We start from the raw sequence: 24,098 nt of genomic DNA, 5'->3' as shown, positions 1-24,098 counted from the left end.
GCCGGACATCGCGGCGGGCGGCGCATACGACCCCGCCGTCCGGGGCACCCGCGACCTGTCCCCGGCAGCCGTACGTGAGGAGTTTGACCATGAGGGCACTGACCTGGCACGGACACCGCGACGTCAGGGTGGACACCGTGCCCGATCCCCGGATCACCGACCCGACGGACGTGATCGTCCGCGTCACCTCCAGCGGCATCTGCGGCTCGGACCTGCACCTGTACGAGGTGTTCGGTCCGTTCCTGGACCCCGGCGACATCCTCGGCCACGAGCCCATGGGCATCGTGGAGGAGGTGGGCCCCGAGGTGAGGAACCTCAAGCCCGGGGACCGGGTGGTGGTGCCCTTCAACGTCTCCTGCGGCACCTGCTGGACGTGCGGCCAGGGTCTCCAGTCCCAGTGCGAGACCACCCAGGTCAGGGAGTACGGGACCGGCGCCTCCCTCTTCGGGTACACCAAGCTCTACGGGCAGGTCCCCGGCGGCCAGGCGGAGTTCATGCGGGTCCCCTTCGGCGACACCCTGCCCATCAAGGTGGCCGGGGACGCACCCGACCAGCGGTACCTCTACCTCTCCGACGTGCTGCCGACCGCCTGGCAGGCCGTGGCCTACGCCGACGTCCCGCCCGGCGGCACCGTCACCGTCCTCGGCCTCGGCCCCATCGGCGACATGGCCGCCCGCATCGCGCTCCACCGGGGCGCGAGCAAGGTCATCGGCGTGGACCTCGTCCCCGACCGCCTCCGGCGCGCCCGGAGCCGCGGCGTCGAGGCGCTCGACCTCAAGGAGCTCGGCGACGGCCTCGGCGACCGGGTGCGGGACCTCACGGACGGCCGGGGCACGGACGCGGTCATCGACGCCGTCGGCATGGAGGCGCACGGCGCCCCGCTCACCAAGGCCGCGCAGAAGATCCCGGGCTTCCTGCCCGACGCCCTCGGCAAGAAGCTGATGACCAGGGCCGGCATGGACAGCATGGCCGCCTTCGACACCGCGGTGGACGTGGTCCGCCGGGGCGGCACCATCAGCCTGTCCGGCGTCTACGGCGGCGCCGTCGACCCCGTCCCGATGTTCAGCCTCTTCGACAAGCAGATCCAGCTCCGCATGGGCCAGGCCAACGTCTGGCGGTGGGTGGAGGACATCCTGCCGCTCCTCGACGACGCCGACCCGCTGGGGGTCGACGACTTCGCCACCCACACCCTGCCCCTGGAGGAGGCGCCGCAGGCGTACAAGACGTTCCAGGCCAAGGAGGACGGCATGGTCAAGGCGGTGCTGACCCCCGGCCGCTGACGGGTCCGTGCGGCACGGCCCACCCGTCCGCCGGGCGAATGGTGTGAAGTCATGACTTCGTGGAAGTCGTCCTTCATGAAGATCACCGAGACGGCGTCCCAGGACCCCACCGGCCGCACGCGCACCCCCCTGCCCGACAGCACCGCGTCCCTTCTCCTCAAGGGGTACGCGTGGCTCCCCGACCTGCGCCGGCGGGCCCGCGACGCCCCGGCCGTGCCGGTACGGCTCCTCGGGAAACGGGGAACCGCGCTGCACGGCAAGGAGGCGGTGGACTTCTTCTACGACGAGAAGCACGTCCGCCGGCACGACGCCATGCCGGGCCCGATCCTGGACACCCTCTTCGGGCGCGGAGCCGTCCACACCCTCGACGGAGGGCCGCACCGCGAGCGGAAGGCCCTCTTCCTGAGCACGCTCAAGGACCCGGCGCGGGTCGCGGCCCTCACGGAGAGGGCCGGAGAGGCCTGGGACCGGGCGGAGGCCGGCTGGCGGGAACGGGACCGGGTGGTCCTCTTCCACGAGGCCGCCCGCGTCCTGACCCGGGCCGTGCACGACTGGGCCGGCGTCCCGCTGCCCGCGGACGAGGAGGAGGCCACCGCCCGGGACCTCGTGGCCATGGTGGACGGCTTCGCCTCCGTGGGCCCCCGGCACGTCCGCGCGCGCCTGGCGAGGAAGCGCCAGGAACGGCGGCTCGCCCCCCTGATCGGGGAGCTCCGGAGCGCCGGTGTCCCGCCGGAGCCGGAGCGGGCCACGGTCGCGCAGGCGGTGGCCGCGCACGTGGACGCGGACGGCCGGCGGCTCGACCTCCACACGGCGGCCGTGGAACTCCTCAACGTGCTCCGTCCCACGGTCGCGGTCAGCTGGTTCCTCACCTTCTCCGCCCACGCCCTGCACCGGTGGCCCGAACACCGCGCGCTCCTCGCGGCGGACGAGCGCCACGCCTGGGGCTTCGCCCAGGAGGTCCGCCGCTTCTACCCCTTCGCGCCGTTCACCGGCGGCCTCGCCGCGGCCGACACCGAGTGGGGCGGCGTCACCCTCCCGGAGGGCAGCCTGGTCCTCCTCGACCTGTACGGCCACGACCACGACCCGGACCTGTGGCCGGACCCGTACTCCTTCGACCCGGCCCGGTTCACCCGGGAGGGCGTGGTGATCGGACGCGACGACCTCGTCCCGCAGGGCGGCGGCGACCCTGCGGCGGGCCACCGCTGCCCCGGGGAGGACATCACCCTCGCCCTCCTGGCCGCCCTGGTCCCGCGGCTCGCCCGGCTGCCCCACGAGGTGCCCGACCAGGACCTGTCGATCCCCCTGAGCCGCGTGCCGACGCTCCCGCGCAGCGGTTACGTCATGGAGCGCGTCCGCCCGGCGCCACCGGCCCCGGCGGGCTGACCGGCCGCGCCGCCGGGCCGCCGCACGTTTGACCGGCGGCGTTCCGGACACCGGAGGTAGCAGCGGACCCGGTGGCGGCGTCCCGGATCGCCTCCGGGACGCCGGACCGTCCCGCCTTCCGTACGAGGCCGCCGTTCCCGCGGCCGGCGAGAGGAGACCACCATGCGCGAGCCGCACACACCGGGGGAGTCGGAGGAACCGGTCCCCCGCGACCGCGAGGACCAGCAGGCCGCCGAGGGCGAGGACCCGTCGGCCATCCCCCTCCCCACGGTTCCGGGCGGCGACGGCGCCCTGCCGGACACCGAGGAGGCCGGCACGGGGCCCCGGGACCGCCCGGAGGACGGTGACGCCGGTCCCGGGCGGTCCGCCCCCGAGGAACCGGCCGACTGACCACCGGCCCCGGACCGGCCGCCCCGGGACCGGCCGGACCGGAGCCGGCCGGACCGGGACCACCGGCCGCGCCGGACCGGAACCGGCCGGAGCGCCCTCACCGGACCGGGGCCTCCGGGTCGCGGGAGTCCCGCCGCCGGGGGAGCCTGGACCGGGGCCGTACCCGTCACGGGGACCGGCCCCGGACGTGAGACGCGACGACGCGAGGACGTGAGGACACGGAGATGGGTGCGTTCGAACCGATGCGCCGCTGGCCCGTATACCGCCAGCTCACCGGCGCCGACCGCCTCGGCCGCGGCCGGGCCGCCACCTCACCGCGCACCGAGGGGCTGCGCCCCCGGACCGCGACCGCCGACCGGGTCGTCCCCTCCGTCTGCCCCTACTGCGCCGTCGGCTGCGGCCAGCAGGTGTACGTCAAGGACGGCCGGGTCGTGCAGATCGAGGGCGACCCGGACTCCCCGATCAGCCGGGGCCGCCTCTGCCCCAAGGGCTCCGCGACCCTCCAGCTCACCACGGGCTCCGCCCGCCGCCACGAGGTGCTGTACCGGCGCCCGTACGCGGCCGACTGGGAGCGGCTCGACCTCGACACGGCGATGGAGATGGTCGCGGACCGGGTGATCGAGACCCGGCGGCGCACCTGGGAGTGGGAGCACGAGGGGGTGCGCACCGCCCGCACGATGGGCATCGCCAGCCTGGGCGGGGCGACCCTCGACAACGAGGAGAACTACCTCATCAAGAAGCTGTTCACCGGACTCGGGGTGGTCCAGGTGGAGAACCAGGCCCGGGTCTGCCACAGCGCGACCGTCTCCGGCCTCGGCACCAGCTTCGGCCGGGGCGGCGCGACCACCTTCATGCAGGACCTCCAGCACGCCGACTGCATCGTCATCCAGGGCTCCAACTACGCCGAGGCCCACCCCGTCGGCTTCCAGTGGGTCACGGAGGCCAAGGCGCGCGGCGCCACCGTCATCCACGTGGACCCCCGCTTCACCCGCACCAGCGCCCTGGCCGACCTCCACGTCCCGATCCGCGCCGGCAGCGACATCGCCTTCCTCGGCGGGATCATCCACCACGTCCTGAGCGAGGAGAAGGACTTCCGCGAGTACGTCCTCGCCTACACCAACGCGGCCACCCTGATCGGCGAGGACTTCCGGGACACCGAGGACCTCGGCGGGATCTTCTCCGGGCTCGACGAGGAGAACCGGCACTACGACCCGTCCTCCTGGCAGTACGAGGGCAGCCCGGTCCAGCAGCCCACCGGGGAGGTCGACGAACAGTACGGACGGCGCGCGGACGGCGACGGGAAAGGCTACGGGGAAGGCCAGGGCGGCGAGGCCGGGGAGCCGGTCGAGTCCGAGGCCCACGGCTCCGGCGGACCCCAGGCCCACCCCTGGCCCAGGAGGGACGACACCCTCCAGCACCCCCGCTGCGTCTACCAGATCCTCAAGCGCCACTACGCCCGCTACACCCCGGAACTGGTGGAGGAGGTCTGCGGCGTCCCCCGGGAGACGTTCCGCAAGGTCTGCGACGCCCTCACCTCCAACTCCGGCCGCGAACGGACCAGCGCCTTCGTGTACGCCGTGGGCTGGACGCAGCACACCACCGGCTCGCAGTACATCCGGGCCGCGAGCATCCTCCAGCTCCTCCTGGGCAACATCGGCCGGCCCGGCGGCGGCATCCAGGCCCTGCGCGGCCACGCCTCCATCCAGGGCTCCAGCGACATCCCCACCCTCTTCAACCTGCTCCCCGGCTACCTGCCGATGCCGCACGCCCACGCCCACGAGACGCTGGACGACTTCATCGACGCCAGCCGCACCGAGAAGGGCTTCTGGGGCGACATGCGGGCGTACTTCGTCTCCCTCATGAAGTCCTACTACGGTGACGCCGCCACGGCGGAGAACGACTTCTGCTTCGGCCACCTGCCCCGCCTGACGGGCTCCCACAGCACCTACGACACGGTCATGGCCCAGCTCGACGGCGTCTGCAAGGGCTACTTCCTCATGGGCGAGAACCCCGCCGTCGGCTCCGCCAACACCCGCCTCCAGCGCCTGGGCATGGCGAAGCTCGACTGGCTCGTCGTCCGCGACTTCTCCCTGATCGAGTCCGCCACCTGGTGGAAGGACGGCCCCGAGATCGAGACCGGCGAACTCCGCACGGAGGACATCGCCACCGAGGTCTTCTTCTTCCCCGCCGCCGCCCACACGGAGAAGTCGGGCTCCTTCACCAACACCAACCGCTGGCTCCAGTGGCACCACGCCGCCGTCGAACCGTCCGGCGACGCCCGCAGCGACCTGTGGTTCACGTACCACCTCGGCCGCCGGATCAAGGAACGCCTCGCCTCCTCCGCCGACCCGATGGACCGGGCGGTCCAGGACCTCACCTGGGACTATCCCGTCGACGGCCCCCTGGACGAACCGATCGCCGAGTCCGTGCTCGCCGAGATCAACGGGCGCGGCCCCGACGGCGCCCCGCTCGACGCCTACACGCAGCTGAAGGACGACGGCTCCACCGCCTGCGGCTGCTGGATCTACTGCGGGGTGTACGCGGACGGCGTCAACCGGGCCGCCCGCCGCACCCCCCACACCGCACAGGACTGGGTGGCCGCCGACTGGGCGTGGGCCTGGCCCGCCAACCGGCGCATCCTCTACAACCGGGCCTCGGCCGCCCCGGACGGCACCCCGTGGAGCGAACGCAAGGCCTATCTCCGGTGGGACGCCGACGCCGGGCGCTGGACCGGCCCCGACGTGCCCGACTTCATCCCGGACCTGCCGCCCGACCACGTGCCCCCCGAGGGGGCGACCGGACCCGGAGCGCTGCGCGGCGACGACCCGTTCATCATGCAGGCCGACGGCAAGGGCTGGCTCTTCGCCCCCGCCGGCCTGGAGGACGGGCCCCTGCCCACGCACTACGAACCCCAGGACTCGCCCTTCACCAACGCCCTCCACCCGGACCGCTCCCGGTCGCCCGTACGGCAGCTCAAGAGCCGCGAGGGCAACCGCTACCACCCCAGCGGCGGGGAACCCGGCGCCGACGTGTACCCGTACGTCGTCACCACCCACCGCCTCACCGAGCACTTCACCGCGGGAGGCATGAGCCGCTGGTCGCCCTACCTCTCCGAACTCCAGCCGGAGTTCTTCTGCGAGGTCTCGCCCCGGCTCGCCGAGGAACGCGGCCTCGAACACGGCGGCTGGGCCACCATCATCACCGCCCGCAACGCCGTCGAGGCCCGGGTGATGGTGACCGAGCGGATCGTCCCGCTGACCGTCCACGGCCGCACCGTCCACCAGATCGGCCTCCCCTTCCACTGGGGCCCCAACGGGATCGCCACCGGCGACGCGGCCAACGAACTCGTCGCCATCGCCCTCGACCCGGACGCCCACATCCAGGAGGACAAGGCGCTGACCGCCGACATCCGCCCCGGCCGCCGTCCCCGCGGCCCGGCGCTGCCCGAGCTCGTCGCCGACTACCGGCGCCGCGCCGGCATCACCGCCACCACCGGAACGGAGCCCCGCCCGTGAACCTCTTCGACAGCGGCCTCTTCTCCGGCAACCGGCTCAGCGGGCCCGAACCCGACCCGGCGGGCGACGCGGGCCACCCCGACCCGCCGCCCCGCGTCGGCTTCTTCACCGACACCTCGATCTGCATCGGATGCAAGGCGTGCGAGGTCGCCTGCAAGGAGTGGAACGCGATCCCCGAGGACGGCATGACCCTCACCGGCATGTCGTACGACAACACCCAGGCCCTCGGCGCCTCCACCTGGCGCCACGTCGCCTTCGTCGAGCAGCGCGTCCCGGCCCCCGAGGGCCGCACCGAACTGCCCCTCGCGGACGGGCCGGTCTCCCCCGCCGAACGTCCCCTCGACGGCGACGGGAAGACGGCGGGGGAGACCGGGCCCGGCGAGCTGCGCTGGCTGATGTCGTCGGACGTGTGCAAGCACTGCACCCACGCCGCCTGCCTGGACGTCTGCCCCACCGGCTCCCTCTTCCGCACCGAGTTCGGCACCGTCGTCGTCCAGGAGGACATCTGCAACGGCTGCGGCTACTGCGTGCCCGCCTGCCCCTACGGCGTCATCGAGCAGCGCCCCGAGGACGGCCGCGCCTTCAAGTGCACCCTCTGCTACGACCGGCTCGGCGCCGGACAGGAACCCGCCTGCGCCAAGGCGTGCCCCACCGAGTCCATCGCCTTCGGGCCGCTCGACGAACTCCGCGCACGCGCGGACGCCCGTGTCGCGGAGCTGAGGGAGGCCGGCGTCGCGGGCGCCCGCCTGTACGGCCACGACCCCGAGGACGGGGTCGGCGGGGACGGCGCGTTCTTCCTGCTGCTCGCCGATCCCGAGGTCTACGGCCTCCCGCCCGACCCGCGGGTCACCACCCGCGACCTCCCCTCGATGTGGCGGCACGCCGGCGCGGCCGCCCTCTCCCTCCTCGTCGGCTGCGCCGCCACGTTCGCCCTGCCGGCCCTCGTACGGAAGAAGGCGGTCCGATGAGCGGACGACGGCGCGGCGAGCGGCTGATGGTGGAACGGGCCGAGTTCACCTCGTACTACGGGAAACCGGTCATCAAGGCCCCGTCCTGGTCCGCGCGGGACATCGCCGGCTACTTCTTCCTCGGCGGCCTCGCCGGGGCCGGCTCGGTCCTCGCCGCCGGCGCCCAGCTCACCGGCCGGGACACCACCGCGAAGGCCCTCAAGGTCTCCTCCCTGGTGACGGTCTCCCTCTCCGCCGCGGCCCTCGTCCACGACCTCGGGCGGCCCGCCCGCTTCGCCCACATGCTGCGCGTGGCCAAGCCCACCTCCCCGATGAGCATGGGCTCCTGGCTCCTGTCCGCCTACGGCCCCGCCGCCGGAGGCGCCGCCCTCAGCGCGGTGACCGGCCGGATGCCCCGGGCCGGAGCCGCCGCCACGGGCGCGGCGGCGCTCCTCGGACCGCTCCTGACCACGTACACCGCCGTCCTCGTCGCGGACACCGCCGTCCCCGCCTGGCACGGCGCGCACCGCGAACTGCCCTACCTCTTCGCCGCGTCCGCGACCGCCGCCGCCTCCGGCATGGCGCTCGCGGCCGGGCCCCGCCGGGAGAACGCGCCCGCGCGCTGCGCCGCCGTCCTCGCCGCGGTGGGGGAGGAGGTGGCGTCCCGGGCCGCCGAACGCGCCCTCGGCCCCGTCGTCGCCGAGACCTGGAGGACCGGGCGCGCGGGCCGGCTCCTGCGCACCGCGCGGGTCCTGACGACCTGCGGGGCCGCGGGGGCCGCCCTCTTCGCGGGCCGCAGCCGCGCGGCCGCCCTGACGAGCGGCCTGGCGCTGCTCGCGGGCTCCGCCTGCACCCGATTCGGTGTCTTCGCCGCCGGCATCGCCTCGGCCGAGGACCCCCGGTACACCGTCGTCCCCCAACGCGCACGCCTCGAAGCGGGCGCCGGCACAAGGACTCCATGACCCCTTCCGACATAACGTTCACGGTTCTCGGCCTCGGAGCGCTGGCGGCGGCGGTCGTCCCGCGGCTCGTGAGCGACAAACCCCTGTCCATGCCCATGGTGTTCCTGGCGGCCGGGGCCCTCTCCGGCCCCCTGCCGGTCCCCCTGCCCGACATCGATCCCGTGGCGGACCGGGTCTGGGTCGAGCACGTCACCGAGATCTGCGTGATCGTCTCCCTGATGGGCGCCGGACTCGCGCTGAACCGCCGCTTCGGACCGCGCTCCTGGGCCGGGCCGTGGCGACTCCTCGGCATCACCCTGCCCCTGACCGTCGCCGCGACCACCGCGCTCGCGTGGTGGCTCTTCGACTGGCCGGTGGCCACCGCGCTGCTCGTGGGGGCCCTGCTGTCCCCCACCGACCCGGTGCTCGCGGCGGAGGTGAGGGTGGGGGAGCCCACCGACGAGGACGACGACGAGGACGAGGTCCGCTTCACGCTCACCGCCGAGGCCGGCCTCAACGACGGACTGGCCTTCCCCTTCGTCCTCGCCGCCGTCGCGCTCGCCGGCGCGGGCGGCGTCCTCACGGAGGCGGACTGGGGCCGCTGGTTCGGCGTCGACCTCCTGGCCAGGGCGGCCGTCGCCGTCGCGGTCGGGGTGGTCCTCGGGCGGCTCCTCGGATGGATGTTCTTCAGGGCCGGGACCCACTCGCTGCGGCTGTCCGAGCACATGGAGGGCTTCGTCGCGCTCGCGGCGACCTTCCTCTCCTACGGCATCACCGAACTCGCCCACGGATACGGCTTCTTCGCCGTGTTCGTCACCGCCTGCACCGTGCGGGCGGCCGAACGCGGCCACGGCTACCACAAGGTGCTGCACGGGTTCACCGAACAGGTCGAGCGCCTCCTGACGGCCGCCCTTCTCTTCCTCCTCGGCCGCTACCTGGCCACCACCGGGATCGGGGCGCTGACCTGGCGGACGGTCCTGCTCGCCCTCGCCCTGATCGTGGTCGTCCGCCCGCTGACGGGATGGATCGCGCAGCTCGGCTTCGTCACCGGCCCCCGGGAACGGGTCGTCACCGCCGTCTTCGGCCTGCGCGGCATCGGCTCCCTCTTCTACCTCGCGTACGCGCTCGGCCACCACGGGTTCGAGGCGCAGGCCCACGATCTGTGGGTGCTGACCGCCACGACGGTGGCGCTCTCCGTCCTGCTGCACGGCGCGAGCGCCACCCCGGTCATCCGCCGTCTGGACCGCCTCCGCGAGATCCGGCCGTCCGACGCGCCCCCGTGAGCCCCGCCGCCCCGCACGCCCCGCCGCGGGGCGCGGAAGCCCCCGCCCCCGGCCGTACCGCGACGGACCGGGAGGAATGGTGCGGTCGGGACGGGGGAGACGCGACGGTGAGGACGCCCGCACCCGGCGGGGACCGCGCCCAGGGAACACGACAGGGACGGCAGAACGGAGGACCACGATGGACACCGGCGGGAACGAGTACCGGATCGCCAGGTTCAGAGACCGGCTCGCACGCGGGGACACGGCCGAACTCGGCGTGCGCGTCGAGGAGCGCGGCGCGGCCGTGCTCCTGACGGGGACGGTTCCGACGGCCGAGGGCCGGGAGGCCGTCCTCCGGCTCGCCCGGGAGGAACTGGCCGGACTCCCCGTCCGGGCGGACCTGGTGGTCGCCTGCGTCGATCCCCCCGAACGGCCCGAGGAGCTGCTGTGACGGCCCCGGAGCGGCACGGAGGGGCCGCCGTCCGGGTGGCGGCCGTCGGTGACATCCACCTGAGCCCGGACTGCCGGGGCCTGCTGCGCCCCTCCTTCGAGACGCTGCCCCTCTGCGCGGACGTCCTCCTCCTCGCCGGCGACCTCACCCGGCACGGCACGGTCGCCGAGGCGGAGGTCGTCGCCGACGAGGTCCGCGACCTCGGCGTCCCCGTCGTGGCCGTGCTCGGCAACCACGACTACCACTCCGACCGGGAGGCCGACGTCACCCGCGTCCTCTCCGACGCGGGGGTCACCGTCCTGGAGGGCGGGACTGCGGTCCTGCCGGTGGACGGCGGACGGCTCGGCGTCGCCGGGGTGAAGGGGTTCTGCGGCGGGTTCGCCGGCCGCAGTGCCGGGGAGTTCGGCGAACGCCAGATGAAGGAGTTCGTCCGCACCACGCGCCGCGCCGCCGAGCGCCTCCACGACGCCCTGGAGGAGGTGTCCGGCTGCGAGGCGCGGATCGCCCTCACCCACTTCTCGCCCGTCTCCGACACCCTCGCGGGCGAACCGGCCGAGATCCACCCCTTCCTGGGCAGCTACCTCCTGGCCGAGGCCATCGACGGCGCGGGCGCCGACCTCGCGGTGCACGGCCACGCCCACCTGGGCACCGAGCACGGCATGACGGCGGGCGGGGTGCGCGTCCGCAACGTCGCCCAGCCCGTCATCCGGAAGGCCTTCGCCCTCTACCACCTGCCGCTCACGGGAGGCCGGGAGGGGACCGGCGACCGGGAGGAGACCGGAAGCCGGCAGGGGACCGGGCGGATCTCCCCGCCGCCGGCCGTGGACGCCCCCATGTGACCCGCCCCCGACACGCGTGTGCCCCCGCCGGCCGCCGGCGGGGGCACACGCGTGTCGGGGGGTTACGGCAGCGGGGTGCCGCCGGTGGCGTTGACGACCTCCCCGGTGATGTAGCTCGCCCCGGGAGAGGCGAGGAAGACGTACGCGGGCGCCAGCTCCGCCGGCTGCGCGGGACGCCCCAGCGGCGACTGGGCGCCGAAGTCCTTCGTGCTCGGCATCGTCGCGGGGATGAGCGGGGTCCACACCGGGCCGGGGGCGACCGCGTTGACGCGGATGCCGCGTTCGGCCAGGAGCTGCGCCATGCTGTGGGTGAAGGAGACGATCGCCGCCTTCGTCATCGCGTAGTCGAAGAGGTGCGGACTGGGCTGGTAGCCCTGCACGGAGGTGGTGTTGATGACGCATCCGCCGCGCGGCATGTGGGCGAGCGCCTTGCGGGTGAGCCAGAACATCCCGTACAGGTTGGTTTTCATGACCCGGTCGAACTGCTCCGTGGTCACGGCCTCGATCCCGTCCGGCTGGGACATCTGGTAGGCGGCGTTGTTGACCAGGAGGTCCACGCGTCCCAGCTCGGCCACCGCCCGGTCGATCAGGGCCGTGCACTGCTCCTCGTCCCGGATGTCGCACGCGACGGGCACCGCCGTGCGCCCCGCCTCGCGGATCAGGCGCGCGGTCTCCGCGGCCTCGTCCGCCTCCTCGGGGAGATGGGTGAAGACGACGTCCGCGCCCTCGCGGGCGAACGCGAGACAGACGGCCCTGCCGATCCCGGAGTCCCCGCCGGTGACCACCGCGGCCCGGTCGGGGAGCAGGCCGTGGCCCCGGTAGGAGTCCTCCCCGTGGTCGGGCCGGGGGTCCATCCGTTCGGTCGAGCCGGGGTGCTCCTGCTCCTGCTCCGGGAACGGCGGGACGGGGTGGAGGGAGACCGGGTCGGGCAGACGGGGGGCTTCCTGAGGTGACATCGGAGCATTCCTTCGTACGGTGCGGATGAACGGGGACCGGGCGGCGGACGGCCGGGGGCCGTCGCCCGGCGCCGGTCCCGGGGACACCGTTCCCGCCCGCGGCGACGCGGGGCGGCGTTTCCGTCGGTGTCCACGGTGTCCGGCTACCCGGACGCCCCGCCCGTATCCCGCCTTCCCCCCGGACGGGGGCCGAACGGGGGGCGGGGCCGCCGGGAACGCCCCGCGCCGCGTCCGGGGGCATGAGTCGCGGAGCGCGGGGCAGGCGGAGTGCGGACGGAGAACGGTTCCGTCGAGTGAGGCATCGCGTACGGAACGGCGCACGGCCCACCGCGCCGCGCACCGCGTACGGAGCAGGAGGACGGCGGCGGACCACCCGCCGTCCTTCCCCATCGGAGGAGTTGTTTTCGCATGACTGAGCACGCGTGGAGTTACCGGCCGACCGCCGGGCACCTGGCCGGCACCGACCTGACCGGATACAAGGTCGAGGCGACGGACGGCGGCATCGGCAAGGTGGACAAGCACTCCGACGAGGTCAACGACGCCTATCTGGTCGTGGACACCGGGGTGTGGATCTTCGGCAAGGAGGTCCTCCTCCCGGCGATCACCGTGACCCGGATCGACCCGGAGGAGCGCAAGATCTACGTCGACCGGACCAAGGAGCAGATCAAGGACGCTCCCGAGTTCCAGCGCGACAAGCACCTGGAGGACCCCGCCTACCGCGAGCAGGTGGGCACGTACTACGGCCTGGGCGGCCCGTTCGGCGGCCGCGTCGTCTGACGGCCCGGCGCACGGGACGGAGCGGGCCCGGACTCACCGAGTCCGGGCCCGCTCCGTCCCGTGCCGCCGTGGCCGCCGCGCACACGACCCGATCCCCCAGGTGCGCCTCCGGTCCGTGAATCCGGAGGCACGCCTGGGGGATCGGGCCCGTGGGCCGCCCCGGCGCGTTCCCGCTACGCCGCGGTGGCGCTGGTACGGAGCAGCAGTTCCCGCTCCTGTTCCGTCAGACCGCCCCAGACCCCGTAGGGTTCCGCCACGCTGAGAGCGTGCTCCAGGCAGCGGGCCCGTACGGGGCACGTCGCGCAGACGGCCTTGGCCGCCTCCTCGCGCGCGGCCCGGTCCGGCCCCCGTTCGCCCTCGGGGTGGAAGAACACCTCGGTCCCCACGCCACGGCACGCGGCCGACATCTGCCAGTTCCACTGGTGCTCCGCCCGGCCGGGCAGACGCGACACCTTCGCCATCCCTGTTGTCCTCCTTCAGCCGGTTCGTCCGACGCTCTCGGGGAACGTCTGGCCGCGATGCCCTCCTCGAAACGCCTTCGGGGCCCGGTGAAGGAAAAAAACGGAACGACCCCCGTCCGCCGGCCGGTTCACGGGCGGCGGACGGGGGCGCCGTCCTCGCGGAACGCGGATCAGCCGTCCGCGCCGGGAGCCCAGTGGGCGTGGACGGGCAGGACGCGCGGCGCGGCGACCGGCCGGGGCCAGCCCTGCTCCGCGGCGACGGGCATCATCTTCTCGACGAACGCGTTCATGTGCTGCTCGGTCTCCCAGACGTCGAAGACCTCGATCCCGTCGTCCGTCGGCACGCACGTGTGGGCCAGACAGCCCTCGAAGATCCCGGGCCTCTCCCGGAGCGCGGAGCTGAGGGCGTCGTACTGCCCGGTGGTGACCCCCGGGACGACGGCGTGGACGAAGAGCGCCATGACTGTGCCTCCTCGTGGGACGGGCAGGGCCTCGTGCCCTCCCCGGCGGCAGGGGCGACGGCGGACCGTCCCCCTGCCAGCACATCACGTTCCGTTCCGGACGGCATCCGAGCGCGCCCCGGCCCCGGGAGGGCGGAGCGCCGTGCCGGTCCACGGCCCCCGCGCTCCCCGGAGGGGTCCCCGGACGGGCCTGTTCCGCCCCGGTCAGCGACGCCGGCGGGGGAGGCGCGGGCTCCGGAGAGCGGCGCGCGCCGCGTTGGCGCCCGGGGCGCCGTGGACACCGCCGCCCGGGTGGGCCGTGGCGGACGCCAGGTAGAGGCCCCGGACCGGGGTGCGGGGCCGGCCCGTGCCCGGCACGGGCCGGAAGACCAGCTGCTGGTGGAGGCTGGTGGTGCCCTGGTTGACGGCGCCGCCCACCAGGGAGGGGTTCAGCCGCTCCAGATCGGTCGGCGCCAGGACGCGCCGCGCGCGCACGGAGGACCGGAACCCGGGCGCCAGACGTTCGATGCCCGCCTCGACCCGGTCCGCGATCGCCTCCTTCTCGCGCTCGTCCCAGCGCCCGGTGATGCCGTCCCCGCCGGCGTCGGAGCGGATGTGCTGCGGGACGTGCGTGTAGCCCCACGCCGACTCCGTACCGGCGGGGGAGCGGCTCGGGTCCGCCGTCGTCATCTGCCCGAGCACGGTGAACGGCACCTCCGGCACCTGCCGCATGGCGAGCTGCCCGGCGAAGCGGGTGAGCGCGTCCACGCCCTCCGCGACGTGGACGGTCCCGGCACCGCGAGCCGCCTCCGAGGACCAGGGGATGGGGCGGTCCAGCGCCCAGTCCACCTTGACCGTGGAGAAGTCCCACTGGAAGCGGCGGAGGTCGGCGCGAAGACTCGGCGGCAGGTGCTCCTCGCCGACGAGACGCGTGTACAGCAGGGGGGCGGGGACATCGGCGAGGACCGCCCGGCGCGCGGGCACCTCGGTGCCGTCCTCGGTGCGGACGCCGACCGCCCGGCCGCCGCGGACCACCACCTCGGCCACCGGGTGACCGCAGCGCAGCTCGCCCCCGCGCTCGCGCAGCCGCGCGACGAGCGCGCCGGTCAGCCGGCCCGCCCCGCCGACGGGCACGGGGAAGCCGTGGTCCTGGCCGAGCATGCTCATCAGCCAGCCGTACCCCCCGCCGAGGGCCGACTCCGGGCCCAGGTCGGCGTGGAGCGCGTTCCCGGCGATCAGCAGCCTGCCGCCGTCCCCCGCGAAGTTCTCCTCGCCGAAGCGGCGGGCGGGCAGGAGCATGGTGCGCAGCAGCCGGAGGCTGTCCCCGGGGCCGGTGCGGCCGACGAGCCGCAGCCCCGCCCGGACCGGGGGGAACGGGGTGAACAGGCACCCGATCAGATCGTCCGCGACGCCCCGCCACAGACGGTGCAGACGCTCCCAGGAGGCTCCGTCGCCGGCGGCGAAGCGGTCCACCGAGGCGGCGGTCGCGCGGACGTCGCGGCGGAGGACCGGGCACCGCCCGTCGGCGAGCGGATGGGCCACGACGGCGGGGGCGTGGCTCCAGCGCAGCCCGTACTCGTCGAGCCCGAGGTCGCGGATCACGGGGGAGGCGGCGGCGAGCGGATAGAAGGCGCTGAACGTGTCGTGGACGTAGTCGGGGTGGACGCCCCGGTCGCTGCGCACGGCCCCGCCGGGCTCGTCCCGCGCCTCCAGGACGACGACCCGCCATCCGGCGTCGGCCAGCAGGTTGGCCGCCACCAGGCCGTTGGGGCCGGCGCCGATCACCACCGCGTCGGGAGCCGTCACGTCCGGGCCTCCTGCCGCCGGGCGGTGGCCATTTTCTCCAGGCGCGCCAGCATGCCCCGGTGGCGCAGGCGCGTCAGCGCGTCGACGGCGGTGTTGTGCCAGCGCGCCGCGGGCCCCCGCAGGGGGTGTTCGTCGACGACGACGAGGGTGTCGTCGCCCCAGGGCTCCAGGCGGAAGGCGATGCGGGCGGTCCCCAGTTCGGTCTTCGCCTCCAGTTCGAGACGGCGTCCCGGTTCGCAGATGCGGGAGATCGTGCGGCCGCGGTACGAGGTGGGCCCGAACTTCAGGACGTACCCCAGCTCCGCGCCCGGGGCGGGCCACTGGCCGTCCTCCTCCCAGGTCTCGTGGGTTCCCACCACGAACCGCGAGTACAGCCGGCCGTCGCTCAGGACCGCCCAGACGTCCTCGGGCGGGACCTCGATGAGCCGGTTCCACTGTGCCATGGGTGCGTTCTCCTCAGGGAAGTCGGGGGCGGGCGCGGAGGGCGCGGGCCACCAGACCCGCGCCCGCGACCGCGGCCAGGGCGGCGGTCCGCCGTCCCGCCGTACGGATGCGTGCGTGCCGGCCGCCGGAGACCGACGCCGTGTCCCCGGACGGGTCGCGGAGGATGCCGGCGGTCACCGGGGCCGTGCCCGGTGCGTCGAAGTAGTGCCGTTCGGTGCGCCGCCGGATCACGCGCCGCACCGGGCCGGGCGCCAGGGCGTGGGCGGCCGGGAGGAACAGGGAGCCCGGCCCGACGGTCACGCGCCGCCGGGGACGGGCGGCGGTGGCCACGACGGCCCGCGCCACCCGTTCGGGGGTGCCGACGGAGGGGAGGGCGCGCAGCCGGCGGCCCGTGTGGTTGGCCGCGTGCCGGAAGAACGGGGTGTCGACACCGGTCGGCAGCACCGTGCACACGGCGATCCCGTGGTCCCCGGAGAGCAGCAGTTCCTGGCGCAGCACCTCGTCGAGGGTGATCAGAGCCGCCTTGGAGGCGGCGTAGTGCCCCTGGTAGGGGGCTTCGACGGAGCCGCCGAGCACGGAGGAGAGGCCGATGACCACCCCCCGGCCCCCGCGGCGCATCACGGGGAGCGCGGCCTGCGTCCCGTGCAGCGCGCCCAGGACATTGACCTCCCACAGCCGGCGCGCGTCGTCCGGCGGGACCCCGTCCAGGCGGCCCAGGACGCCCACTCCCGCGGCGTTCACCCAGACGTCGACGCGGCCGTACCGGTCGAGCGCGGTCCGCGCGACCCGGGCCATCGCCGCCGGATCGGTGACGTCGGCGGGGACGGCCACCGCTTCGGCCAGGGGGTGGCCGGCCGCGCACTCCCGCGCGACCTCCTCCAGGACGTCCGCGCTGCGGGCGGTGACCACCGTGCGCGCGCCGCTCTCCGCGAACGCCCGCGCCACGGCGCGCCCGATCCCGCTCGACGCCCCGGTCACCACGACGACGGTGCCGGGCGGGGTGGTGTGCCGACCTCTTCGCATGGGCCCTCTTCTCACGCGCGGCTTCCTCTCACGCGTGGCCTATGACCCGTTTCGCCGGGTTCATGCGCGGGCGGTGTCCCTCCGGCCCACCGGGCAGGCCCGCCCCGCGGGTCACGCGGCGTCGGCGTGCCCGGTTCCCGCCCCGCGCGCCGGCGCGGCCACGACCCGGGGTGCGCGCCGGGCCGAACGGTGCCGCCCCGGACGGCCCTCCCCGGCCGTCCGGCCGTCGTCCACGACCAGCCGGAGGTGCCGCCGCCCGGCGTGGCGCGACCCTCCCGGCGGGCTCGTCACCCGGTCCTCGATCCGGTCCATCAGGAAGAGGAGCACTCCCAGCAGGGGCAGCAGCAGAACGGCGATCGCAACCACGGCACATGTCCTCCTTGTCGAACCTCGCTCCCCGAGCGGGTGCCCGCTCCCACGCCCGGCGCACGGCGGTCCGTGTGAAGATTCCGCGACCACCCGAACGGCCTCGCCCGGTGGCCGTCACGGCCGGACGCGCGGGAACCCCGGGCCCGAGGGCCCGGGGTTCCCGCGCGGCGGTCCGGCCCGGAGGCCGTCCCGCGTTCCGCTGCCGCGGGGAGGCGTCAGCCTCCCGGACGGTCCTGGTCGGCGGAGGTCGAACGCACCTCCTGGGCGGCGTCCCTTCCGGCCTGCCGCACGCCCTCCGAGGTCTCCTGTCCCGCGCGGCGGACGTCGTCCTTGGTGGTGGAGGCCGCGTCCTGGGCGGTGGACCTGACCGACTCGACCGCCTCCGAGACCGGTTCGCGCAGGTTCTCCTTCAGCTCCCGGGCCGCCTCGGTGGCCGTCTGCCTGACCGGTTCCAGGAGGTCGTCGGAGTGCTCCTTGAGGTGCCGGCCCGCGCGTTCCTCGGCCTCCGTGGTCGGCAGCAGGGCCGCCGCCAGCATGCCCGCGCCGAACGCCATGATCCCGGCGGCGAGCGGGCTGCCCTGCGTCCGGCGCTTCGCCCGGTCGGGCACGCCCTGCACGGTCTCGCTCACGCTGCCCGCCGCCTCACGGGCGGTCTCCGCGAGGCTGTCGCCCGCCTGTCCCGTCCGGTCGGCGAGCCGGTGCCCCGTGTCGTGCGCCGAACCCATCACACGCTCCTTCACATCGGTGATTCCCTGCCGCACGGAGGCGGCCTTGCGCTGCGCCACCCTGCTCGGCGTCAGCCGGTCCGCCAGCCGGTCGACGTTCTGGGCCAGGTGGGCGCGGCGGTACTCCAGATCGGACCTCAGCTCCTCGGGTGTCGTGCCCACTGGGCGTCCTCCTTCAGGGTTTCCACGGTCTGCTCGGGCTTGAGGTTGACGGCGGCGAGGCGCTTGCGTCCCGTGAGGTAGAGGACGCCCCCGGCCACCGCCCACAGGGCGGTGACGATGAGCGCGGCCCAGGCGACGTTCATGACGTTGCTCAGGGCGGCGACGACCGTCAGGCTGCCGAGCAGCAGGACGAGGTGTCCCGCGTAGCCGGCGCCGGCGAGCATGCCCGCCGCCTTGCCGGCCTTCGTCGTCTCCTGCTTGATCTCCGCCTTGGCGAGTTCTATCTCGTCCCGCACCAGCTGGGAGAGGTCGGTGCCGATCTCCCCGATCAGGTCGCCGATCGAGGCGTCGTGCCGTTCTCTCCCCGAGGGCGGCGGGGGAGCGGGCCGGGACCCGGAGGGGGGTGCGGAGGGCACCGGGATCCGTTCGTGGGAGGAGATGGCCATGGTCAGCTCCCCTCACCCGGTCGCGGAGTACCGCCGTACCCGGGCTGCGGCCGGGTCGGGTCCGGGGTGACGGGCGGATGGAGGGGCGGAGCCGGCGTGACCGGGGGCGTGTGGGTCACGTGCGGCGGCTGGGACTGCCCGTAGGTGTCCAGCGGGTCGGTGGGCGCGTACGCCGACGTGGGGAGGGGGTCGCGTGCCGGGGCGGTGCGCGGGCTGTCCTCGCCCCACGTGGGGTCGGAGTTCCGCGCGCCGTCGGAGCCGGACGACGAGGACGCCGCGCCGACCCCCTTCCCGACGCGGGCGACGGCGAACCCGGCCAGCGCCGCGCCGGCGAGGAACACGCCGGGCCGGCGGCGCGCGAAGTCCTGGAGGTCGCTCAGCAGTCCGTCGGGGCCGCGCCGCTCCAGGTGGTCGGCCACCCGGTGCCCGCGGTCGGCCACCTGGCGGGCCAGCTCGCCCGCGGTGGAGTCCGGCTTGCCGTTCTCGCTCATGTCGCGGACCTCGGCCGCGATCCTCCGCACGTTCTCCGCCAGGCGCCGCGTCTGGGTCTGCGCCTGGTCCTGGAGCTGCCCGCGGAACTCTCCGACGAGGTCCTTGGCCTGCGCCCGGGTCTCACCGACGACGTTCCCGGCCTGTTCCTTCGCGGTCCGGGCGACGTCCGTGGCCTTGTCCCCGATCAGGGCGGCGCTCTCGCCCGCCTTGTCCTGGGCTGTATGTGCTACTGCCGCCGGCTTGCTTTCCTGCCGGCGGTCCGAGTCCTGGAAGTCACTCAAGGCTCCTCCTGGGCCATCAGCGGTGATCGGGTCTGTTGTCCGGCGCGTACCCGCCGTTCCGGAAGGCATCCCCCCGGACCGTTCTTTCCTGTGACATCCATTGATTTTTTGCTTCATGGGCGGCATGGGCGGCACGGGGCCCGTGGATCTCGTCGGCGGGGGTGGGGGAGCCCGCTCACCCGTGGGTGCCGTCGGTGTCGTCGGAGCCGCCGGTGCCGCCGGGGAGCGGGCGCGGTGCGAGCGGGCGCACGGCGGGGCCCTGGATCACGGACCCGTCGACGGCGAACCGGGAACCGTGGCAGGGGCACTCCCAGGCCCGCTCGGCGTCGTTGAAGTGGACGAGGCATCCCAGGTGGGTGCAGCGCGCGGACACGGAGCACAGCCCGCCGTCCTCGTCGCGGTAGACCGCGCAGCGCCGTCCGCCGACCCGGACGAGGGCCCCGGTGCCGGGCTCGATCTCCTCGACGGTGTCGGCGTGGGAGGGGCGGAGCCGGTCGCCCACGAAGTGCTTGAGGACCGCGCCCTGCGCCTTGAGGAGGGACGGCGCCTCGGCGGCGTGGAGGCGCCGGGGGTCGTACAGGGAGGACCACGGCAGGTCCCCGCCGGTGATCCGCGCGCTCAGCAGCCGCCCCGCCATGACGCCGTTGCTCATGCCCCAGCCGCCGAAGCCGGTCGCCACGTACACGTGCCGGGACCCGGGGTGGAAGCGCCCCACGAACGGCACCTTGTCCGTGCTCGTGTTGTCCTGGGCCGCCCACCGGTGGGTGATCCGGGCGTCCGGGAAGCGCTCCAGGGTCCAGGCGGCGAGCTTCTCGTAACGCTCGCCCACCTCGCCCTCGCCGGGCCTGAACTTCTCCCCGGTGACGATGAGCAGCCGCTCGTCCCCGCCGTACGGGGCGGTGCGCACCGACCGGGTGTTCCGGTCCGGCGTGAGGTACATGCCCCGGGGGTCGCTCCCGGCCGGGAGTGTCGCGGCGACGACGAGTTCGCGGTGCGGTTCGAGCCGGGAGAACATCAGGGCGCGGTCGAAGACCGGGTAGTGCGTGGCCACCACGACGTCGTCGGCGACGACCTCGACGCCGCTCTCGGTGGTGAGCCGGCAGGGCTCTCCCTCGTGGAGCGAGACGACCCGCGTCCGCTCGCGCACGATCCCGCCCCGTGCCACGAGGTCGGCGACGAGGGCCAGCAGGTACTTGCGCGGATGGAACTGGGCCTGGTGCTCCACCCGGACCGCGCCCGCGACGGGGTACGGCAGACCGGTCTCCGTCACGTAGGAGGCGTCGAGTCCCGCCTCGCGCGCCGCGTCGGCCTCGGCCCGCAGCCGCTCGGCCGTGTCCGCGGACTCCGCGTACACGTATCCCGGCACCCGTTCCAGCTCGCAGTCGATCCCCAGCTCCGCCGCGACCCGGCCGACGTGCTCGACGGCCTCCTGCTGCGAGCGGGCGTACTGCCGGGCTCCCTCCGCGCCGAACGTCGCGCGCAGGTGCGCGTAGAGGGGCCCGTGCTGGGCGGAGAGCTTCGCGGTGGTGTAGCCGGTGACGCCCGCGGCCACCCGGTCGGCTTCGAGCAGGGCGACGCGCCGTCCGGTGCGCGCGAGCTCCCAGGCGGTGCAGATGCCGGCGATCCCGGCGCCGACGACCGCCACGTCGACCTCCGGCCCGTCGGTCAGGGCGGGGTGTCCGGGGCCCTTTCCGGTCTCCATCCAGTACGACTCGTAGGTTCCGGGAAGTTCCGTCATGTCCGTGCTCTCCCTGGTGCGCGGGGCTCTTTCCCCGGGCCGTTCGGGCGCCGCGCCGTCTCTCCGCTCGCCCGGCCCGTCCTCCCGCCTCTGCCCGCTGTGGCGGAAGTCAGCCGTTCCGGCCGCGTCCGAGTCCGTACGGGTCCTCCCGGAGATCCCCCGGGGCACGGGCGGCGGCGACGGTACGGGAGGGGGCCGGCCGGGGGAGCGGAGAGCGGTGGGAGCCCCGGCCGCTCAGGCGGAGGGGGCGTCGAGCCGCCGGTGGGCGACTCCCATGTGGCCGAGACGGGCCAGATGGGGCCGCAACCGCCCCAGGAACTCGGCGTGGTCCCGCCCGGAGGGGGACGACCAGGCCACCTCGGCGAGCGCGCACAGCCGGGGGAAGGCCGCGTACTCGACCCGCTCCGGCGTGGGGAGGTACTCGGTCCACAACTGGCCCTGGGTGCCGAGGACCTGTTCGGCCGACAGGGAGGCGGGGACCGGCTCGTAGCCGTAGACGTCCTCCAGGGTGACGACGTGGCCCATGGAGAGCGGTTCTCCCGGGCCCTCGGCCTGACCGTGGTCGAAGTAGGTCCGGTCGTGCGGCGTCATGATCACTTCGTGCCCGGCGGCCGCGGCGGCGGCCGCGCCGTCCGTTCCCAGCCACGACATGACCGTCGCCCCCTCGGACAGCGGTGCCGCCCTGCCGTGGACGAACGCGTCGTCCCAGACGACCGTCCGCCGGCCCCGCGCGTGCAGCCAGGCGTCCAGCTCCCCGGTGAACCAGCCGTGCAGGCCGTCGACGGGGATGCCCAGCTCGCGCGCCTTCCGCCGTGCGGTGGGCGAGGCGTGCCAGCGGGTGGTCGGCACCTCGTCCCCGCCGATGTGGACGTGGCGGGAGGGGAAGACGTCGAGCACCTCCTCCAGCACGTCGTGGCAGAACCTCAGCGACGCGTCGCCGACGCCGAGGATGCGGTCGTGCACGCCCCAGCGGGGGGAGACCTCGACGCGCCCGTCCGGGCCGGCGGGTCCGCAGCCCAGCTCGGGGTAGGCCGCGACCGCCGCCTGCGCGTGGCCCGGCAGATCGATCTCGGGGACGACGGTGACACCGCGGCGGGCCGCGTACGCGACGAGGTCGCACAGTTCCCGCCGGGTGTAGTGGCCGCCGTGCGGGACGTCGTCGTACCGCTCCTCGGCGAGGGCGCCCGCCATGCTGCGGGACCGCCAGGCGCCCGTCTCGGTCAGCCGCGGGTGGCGCTCGACCGGCATCCGCCAGCCCTGGTCGTCGGTGAGGTGCAGGTGCAGGACGTTCAGCTTGTGGGCCGCCAGCAGGTCCGCGTAACGGAACAGGAAGGCCGTCGGCATCCACCAGCGCGCCACGTCCAGATGGGCCCCCCGCCACCGGAAGCGCGGCACGTCCACGACGGACACGCAGGGCAGCTCCCAGACGACGCCGCGGACCGGACGGTCCGACCACGCCTCGGGCGGCAGGAGCTGGCGCAGCGTCTGCACGCCCCGCAGGAGCCCGGTGGGCGCCGCCGCCACCAGGAGCGCCTCCTCGGGGGTGACGTCCAGCCGGTAGCCCTCGGCGCCCAGCTCCGCCCCGGCCCGCGCGTCGAGGGACAGGACGATCGCGCCGCCCCGCGCGACCCCCGCGGGGGCGAGCGGCAGTCCGGTCGCCGGGCGGAGCAGGTCCCGCAGCAGGGCGGCGGCCCCGTGGGCGCCGTCCCCCGCCGTCAGGGCGGTCGCGCACGTCAGGGGGAAGGTTCCCGCACGGCGGCGGAGGGAGGTCGGGCGGGGGAGCAGATCCATGTCACGTCCCTGCCGGTGCGGGGGCCGGAAGCGGGGCGTCGACGTCGTAGAGGCGCGCGTCGACGTGGTCGAGGGCGTGCCGTACCGCGCCCGTCACCACGGCCTGGTCGCCGAGGCCGGAGACCGCCAGCTCCGGGGGTTCCAGGCAGAGCGGGTCCAGGTGGCGCCGCAGGGGCTCCATCAGGACGTCGCCCGAGCGCGAGACGCCGCCGCCCAGGACCACCAGATCGGGATCGACGCTCAGGACGAGCGCGGCGATGCCCTCGGCCAGGTCGTGGGCGAACTGCTCCACGGCCCAGCGTGCCGCCGGATCACCGGACCTGGCCGCGGCGAAGACCAGTTCGGCGACCGCCTCGGGCGGGGTCTCCCCGGGCAGGCCGGGGAAGGCGGCCAGGTGGGAGGGGGCGCGGTGCCAGCCGACGAGGGGGAGCGCGCCGATCTCCCCGGCGGCGCCCCGGCCGCCCCGGTGGAGCCGGCCCCGGATGAGCATGCCGCAGCCCGTGCGCATGCCGGACAGGACGAAGACCACGTCCTCGACCTGCTGGGCCACGCCCGCCCAGCGCTCGGCCAGGGCGGCCAGGTTGCAGTCGTTCTCGACGAGGACCGGGACGTCCCAGTCCCGGCCGATCTCGGAGGCCAGGTCGACCCCGGTCCACTCGGGCAGGCTGACGGAGAGCCTGACCGTGCCCGACGCGGTGACCACGCCCGTGGTCCCCACGCACACGGCCGTCACCGAGGACGGGGGGACGCCCGCCGAGGCGAGCGCGTCCGCGGCGGCGGAACGCATGGCCGCCAGCCTCTTCGCGCGGCCGAAGGACGGGTCGGTCCGGACGGAGGCCCGGCCCCTCGTCCCGCCGTCGAGGTCGGAGACGACGGCGCGGACGCTGGAGGAGCCCACGTCGATCCCGAGCACGTGGCCGGACTCGGCGCGGAACCGGAACAACCGCCGGGGACGGCCCATCCGCCCGCTCTCCGGCGGCATCTCGCTCAGCCATCCCAGGCCGAGCAGGTCGTCGACGAGTCCTTCGACCGTGGGGCGTGACAGTCCCGCGCGCGCCGCGAGTTCGGTCAGTCCCGTCGGGGGGCTCCCCCGCAGCGCGCGCAGGGTGGCGACCATGTTCATCCTTCTCAGCCGCGACCCGTCGCCGCCCCGCATGCTCACGACCGGTTCCTCCAAGG

The 24,098-nt window shown here is 74.8% G+C and carries 23 protein-coding genes; 10 read left to right on the top strand and 13 right to left on the bottom strand.

The window, feature by feature from the left end:
* Positions 1-89 precede the first annotated feature (89 nt).
* From ACZ3IL_RS16280 to ACZ3IL_RS16240, 9 genes are all read left to right on the top strand, one after another.
* Complete coding sequence (locus tag ACZ3IL_RS16280) at positions 90-1,280, top strand: zinc-dependent alcohol dehydrogenase (RefSeq protein ID WP_467390830.1); 1,191 nt, start codon at positions 90-92, stop codon at positions 1,278-1,280.
* Between the two features lie 129 nt (positions 1,281-1,409).
* Positions 1,410-2,663, top strand: coding sequence for a cytochrome P450 (locus ACZ3IL_RS16275; RefSeq protein ID WP_467391338.1), 1,254 nt, complete (start codon positions 1,410-1,412; stop codon positions 2,661-2,663).
* Between the two features lie 162 nt (positions 2,664-2,825).
* Positions 2,826-3,053 carry a hypothetical protein gene (locus ACZ3IL_RS16270; protein WP_467390828.1) on the top strand — a complete coding sequence of 76 codons (228 nt, stop codon included), beginning with the start codon at positions 2,826-2,828 and terminating at the stop codon, positions 3,051-3,053.
* Between the two features lie 224 nt (positions 3,054-3,277).
* A complete protein-coding gene (gene fdh, locus ACZ3IL_RS16265; RefSeq protein ID WP_467390826.1) occupies positions 3,278-6,568 on the top strand; it encodes a formate dehydrogenase in 3,291 nt (1,096 codons plus the stop codon).
* Complete coding sequence (locus tag ACZ3IL_RS16260; RefSeq protein ID WP_467390824.1) at positions 6,565-7,536, top strand: 4Fe-4S dicluster domain-containing protein; 972 nt, start codon at positions 6,565-6,567, stop codon at positions 7,534-7,536. Before fdh ends, ACZ3IL_RS16260 begins: the two co-directional genes overlap by 4 nt.
* Complete coding sequence (nrfD, locus tag ACZ3IL_RS16255; RefSeq protein WP_467390822.1) at positions 7,533-8,477, top strand: NrfD/PsrC family molybdoenzyme membrane anchor subunit; 945 nt, start codon at positions 7,533-7,535, stop codon at positions 8,475-8,477. The genes ACZ3IL_RS16260 and nrfD overlap by 4 nt, the downstream gene beginning before the upstream one ends.
* On the top strand, positions 8,474-9,739 hold the full coding sequence (locus tag ACZ3IL_RS16250; protein WP_467390820.1) for a cation:proton antiporter: 1,266 nt from the start codon (positions 8,474-8,476) through the stop codon (positions 9,737-9,739). The genes nrfD and ACZ3IL_RS16250 overlap by 4 nt, the downstream gene beginning before the upstream one ends.
* Positions 9,740-9,917: 178 nt before the next feature.
* Positions 9,918-10,169: a BON domain-containing protein gene (locus ACZ3IL_RS16245; RefSeq protein ID WP_467390818.1), complete on the top strand. Its 252-nt coding sequence runs from the start codon at positions 9,918-9,920 to the stop codon at positions 10,167-10,169.
* Positions 10,166-11,008: a metallophosphoesterase family protein gene (locus ACZ3IL_RS16240; protein ID WP_467390817.1), complete on the top strand. Its 843-nt coding sequence runs from the start codon at positions 10,166-10,168 to the stop codon at positions 11,006-11,008. Before ACZ3IL_RS16245 ends, ACZ3IL_RS16240 begins: the two co-directional genes overlap by 4 nt.
* A 62-nt stretch (positions 11,009-11,070) precedes the next feature.
* Here the strand turns inward: ACZ3IL_RS16240 and ACZ3IL_RS16235 are convergent, their stop codons facing one another.
* On the bottom strand, positions 11,071-11,964 hold the full coding sequence (locus ACZ3IL_RS16235) for an SDR family oxidoreductase (RefSeq protein WP_467390815.1): 894 nt from the start codon (positions 11,962-11,964) through the stop codon (positions 11,071-11,073).
* A gap of 408 nt (positions 11,965-12,372) precedes the next feature.
* Here ACZ3IL_RS16235 and ACZ3IL_RS16230 point away from each other — a divergent pair, with 408 nt between their 5' ends.
* Entirely contained in the window at positions 12,373-12,741 is a 369-nt protein-coding gene (locus ACZ3IL_RS16230; protein WP_467390813.1) for a PRC-barrel domain-containing protein, read from the top strand.
* A 173-nt stretch (positions 12,742-12,914) separates the two neighbouring features.
* Here the strand turns inward: ACZ3IL_RS16230 and ACZ3IL_RS16225 are convergent, their stop codons facing one another.
* The 12 genes from ACZ3IL_RS16225 to ACZ3IL_RS16170 all read right to left on the bottom strand — a co-directional run bounded on the left by ACZ3IL_RS16225 (position 12,915) and on the right by ACZ3IL_RS16170 (position 24,075).
* Complete coding sequence (locus ACZ3IL_RS16225) at positions 12,915-13,202, bottom strand: WhiB family transcriptional regulator (RefSeq protein WP_467390811.1); 288 nt, start codon at positions 13,200-13,202, stop codon at positions 12,915-12,917.
* 170 nt (positions 13,203-13,372) lie between these two features.
* On the bottom strand, positions 13,373-13,663 hold the full coding sequence (locus ACZ3IL_RS16220; protein ID WP_467390809.1) for a hypothetical protein: 291 nt from the start codon (positions 13,661-13,663) through the stop codon (positions 13,373-13,375).
* A gap of 204 nt (positions 13,664-13,867) precedes the next feature.
* Positions 13,868-15,448: a phytoene desaturase family protein gene (locus tag ACZ3IL_RS16215; RefSeq protein WP_467390807.1), complete on the bottom strand. Its 1,581-nt coding sequence runs from the start codon at positions 15,446-15,448 to the stop codon at positions 13,868-13,870.
* Positions 15,445-15,891, bottom strand: a complete 447-nt coding sequence (locus ACZ3IL_RS16210) for an SRPBCC family protein (RefSeq protein WP_467390805.1) — start codon at positions 15,889-15,891, stop codon at positions 15,445-15,447. The genes ACZ3IL_RS16215 and ACZ3IL_RS16210 overlap by 4 nt, the downstream gene beginning before the upstream one ends.
* 13 nt (positions 15,892-15,904) lie before the next feature.
* Positions 15,905-16,915, bottom strand: a complete 1,011-nt coding sequence (locus tag ACZ3IL_RS16205) for an SDR family NAD(P)-dependent oxidoreductase (protein WP_467390803.1) — start codon at positions 16,913-16,915, stop codon at positions 15,905-15,907.
* Between the two features lie 111 nt (positions 16,916-17,026).
* Positions 17,027-17,281, bottom strand: a complete 255-nt coding sequence (locus ACZ3IL_RS16200) for a hypothetical protein (protein WP_467390801.1) — start codon at positions 17,279-17,281, stop codon at positions 17,027-17,029.
* Between the two features lie 218 nt (positions 17,282-17,499).
* The gene (locus ACZ3IL_RS16195) at positions 17,500-18,171 is read right to left on the bottom strand and encodes a DUF3618 domain-containing protein (RefSeq protein WP_467390799.1); all 672 of its coding nucleotides are present in this window, start codon (positions 18,169-18,171) and stop codon (positions 17,500-17,502) included.
* Positions 18,147-18,617, bottom strand: a complete 471-nt coding sequence (locus tag ACZ3IL_RS16190) for a phage holin family protein (RefSeq protein WP_467390797.1) — start codon at positions 18,615-18,617, stop codon at positions 18,147-18,149. The genes ACZ3IL_RS16195 and ACZ3IL_RS16190 overlap by 25 nt, the downstream gene beginning before the upstream one ends.
* A gap of 2 nt (positions 18,618-18,619) precedes the next feature.
* Entirely contained in the window at positions 18,620-19,390 is a 771-nt protein-coding gene (locus tag ACZ3IL_RS16185; RefSeq protein WP_467390795.1) for a hypothetical protein, read from the bottom strand.
* 175 nt (positions 19,391-19,565) lie between these two features.
* Positions 19,566-21,128: an FAD-dependent oxidoreductase gene (locus ACZ3IL_RS16180; protein ID WP_467390793.1), complete on the bottom strand. Its 1,563-nt coding sequence runs from the start codon at positions 21,126-21,128 to the stop codon at positions 19,566-19,568.
* A 234-nt stretch (positions 21,129-21,362) separates the two neighbouring features.
* A complete protein-coding gene (locus tag ACZ3IL_RS16175) occupies positions 21,363-22,919 on the bottom strand; it encodes a beta-N-acetylhexosaminidase (protein WP_467390791.1) in 1,557 nt (518 codons plus the stop codon).
* Position 22,920: 1 nt separating this feature from the next.
* The gene (locus tag ACZ3IL_RS16170) at positions 22,921-24,075 is read right to left on the bottom strand and encodes an ROK family transcriptional regulator (protein WP_467391337.1); all 1,155 of its coding nucleotides are present in this window, start codon (positions 24,073-24,075) and stop codon (positions 22,921-22,923) included.
* Positions 24,076-24,098 lie beyond the last annotated feature (23 nt).

Source organism: Streptomyces sp. NPDC014907 (assembly GCF_055562975.1).
The sequence above is the reverse complement of the archived record's forward strand: the minus strand, read 5'-3'. Positions and strand labels throughout refer to the sequence as shown.

Excerpts from the sequence above, each read along its gene's own strand:
- fdh (WP_467390826.1), top strand. The coding sequence starts at position 3,278 with ATGGGTGCGTTCGAACCGATGCGCCGCTGGCCCGTATACCGCCAGCTC.
- ACZ3IL_RS16245 (WP_467390818.1), top strand. The coding sequence starts at position 9,918 with ATGGACACCGGCGGGAACGAGTACCGGATCGCCAGGTTCAGAGACCGG.
- ACZ3IL_RS16210 (WP_467390805.1), bottom strand. The coding sequence starts at position 15,891 with ATGGCACAGTGGAACCGGCTCATCGAGGTCCCGCCCGAGGACGTCTGG.
- ACZ3IL_RS16235 (WP_467390815.1), bottom strand. The coding sequence starts at position 11,964 with ATGTCACCTCAGGAAGCCCCCCGTCTGCCCGACCCGGTCTCCCTCCAC.
- ACZ3IL_RS16220 (WP_467390809.1), bottom strand. The coding sequence starts at position 13,663 with ATGGCGCTCTTCGTCCACGCCGTCGTCCCGGGGGTCACCACCGGGCAG.
- ACZ3IL_RS16175 (WP_467390791.1), bottom strand. The coding sequence starts at position 22,919 with ATGGATCTGCTCCCCCGCCCGACCTCCCTCCGCCGCCGTGCGGGAACC.
- ACZ3IL_RS16170 (WP_467391337.1), bottom strand. The coding sequence starts at position 24,075 with ATGCGGGGCGGCGACGGGTCGCGGCTGAGAAGGATGAACATGGTCGCC.
- ACZ3IL_RS16250 (WP_467390820.1), top strand. The coding sequence starts at position 8,474 with ATGACCCCTTCCGACATAACGTTCACGGTTCTCGGCCTCGGAGCGCTG.
- ACZ3IL_RS16180 (WP_467390793.1), bottom strand. The coding sequence starts at position 21,128 with ATGACGGAACTTCCCGGAACCTACGAGTCGTACTGGATGGAGACCGGA.
- ACZ3IL_RS16190 (WP_467390797.1), bottom strand. The coding sequence starts at position 18,617 with ATGGCCATCTCCTCCCACGAACGGATCCCGGTGCCCTCCGCACCCCCC.
- ACZ3IL_RS16205 (WP_467390803.1), bottom strand. The coding sequence starts at position 16,915 with ATGCGAAGAGGTCGGCACACCACCCCGCCCGGCACCGTCGTCGTGGTG.
- ACZ3IL_RS16225 (WP_467390811.1), bottom strand. The coding sequence starts at position 13,202 with ATGGCGAAGGTGTCGCGTCTGCCCGGCCGGGCGGAGCACCAGTGGAAC.
- ACZ3IL_RS16270 (WP_467390828.1), top strand. The coding sequence starts at position 2,826 with ATGCGCGAGCCGCACACACCGGGGGAGTCGGAGGAACCGGTCCCCCGC.
- ACZ3IL_RS16280 (WP_467390830.1), top strand. The coding sequence starts at position 90 with ATGAGGGCACTGACCTGGCACGGACACCGCGACGTCAGGGTGGACACC.
- ACZ3IL_RS16230 (WP_467390813.1), top strand. The coding sequence starts at position 12,373 with ATGACTGAGCACGCGTGGAGTTACCGGCCGACCGCCGGGCACCTGGCC.
- nrfD (WP_467390822.1), top strand. The coding sequence starts at position 7,533 with ATGAGCGGACGACGGCGCGGCGAGCGGCTGATGGTGGAACGGGCCGAG.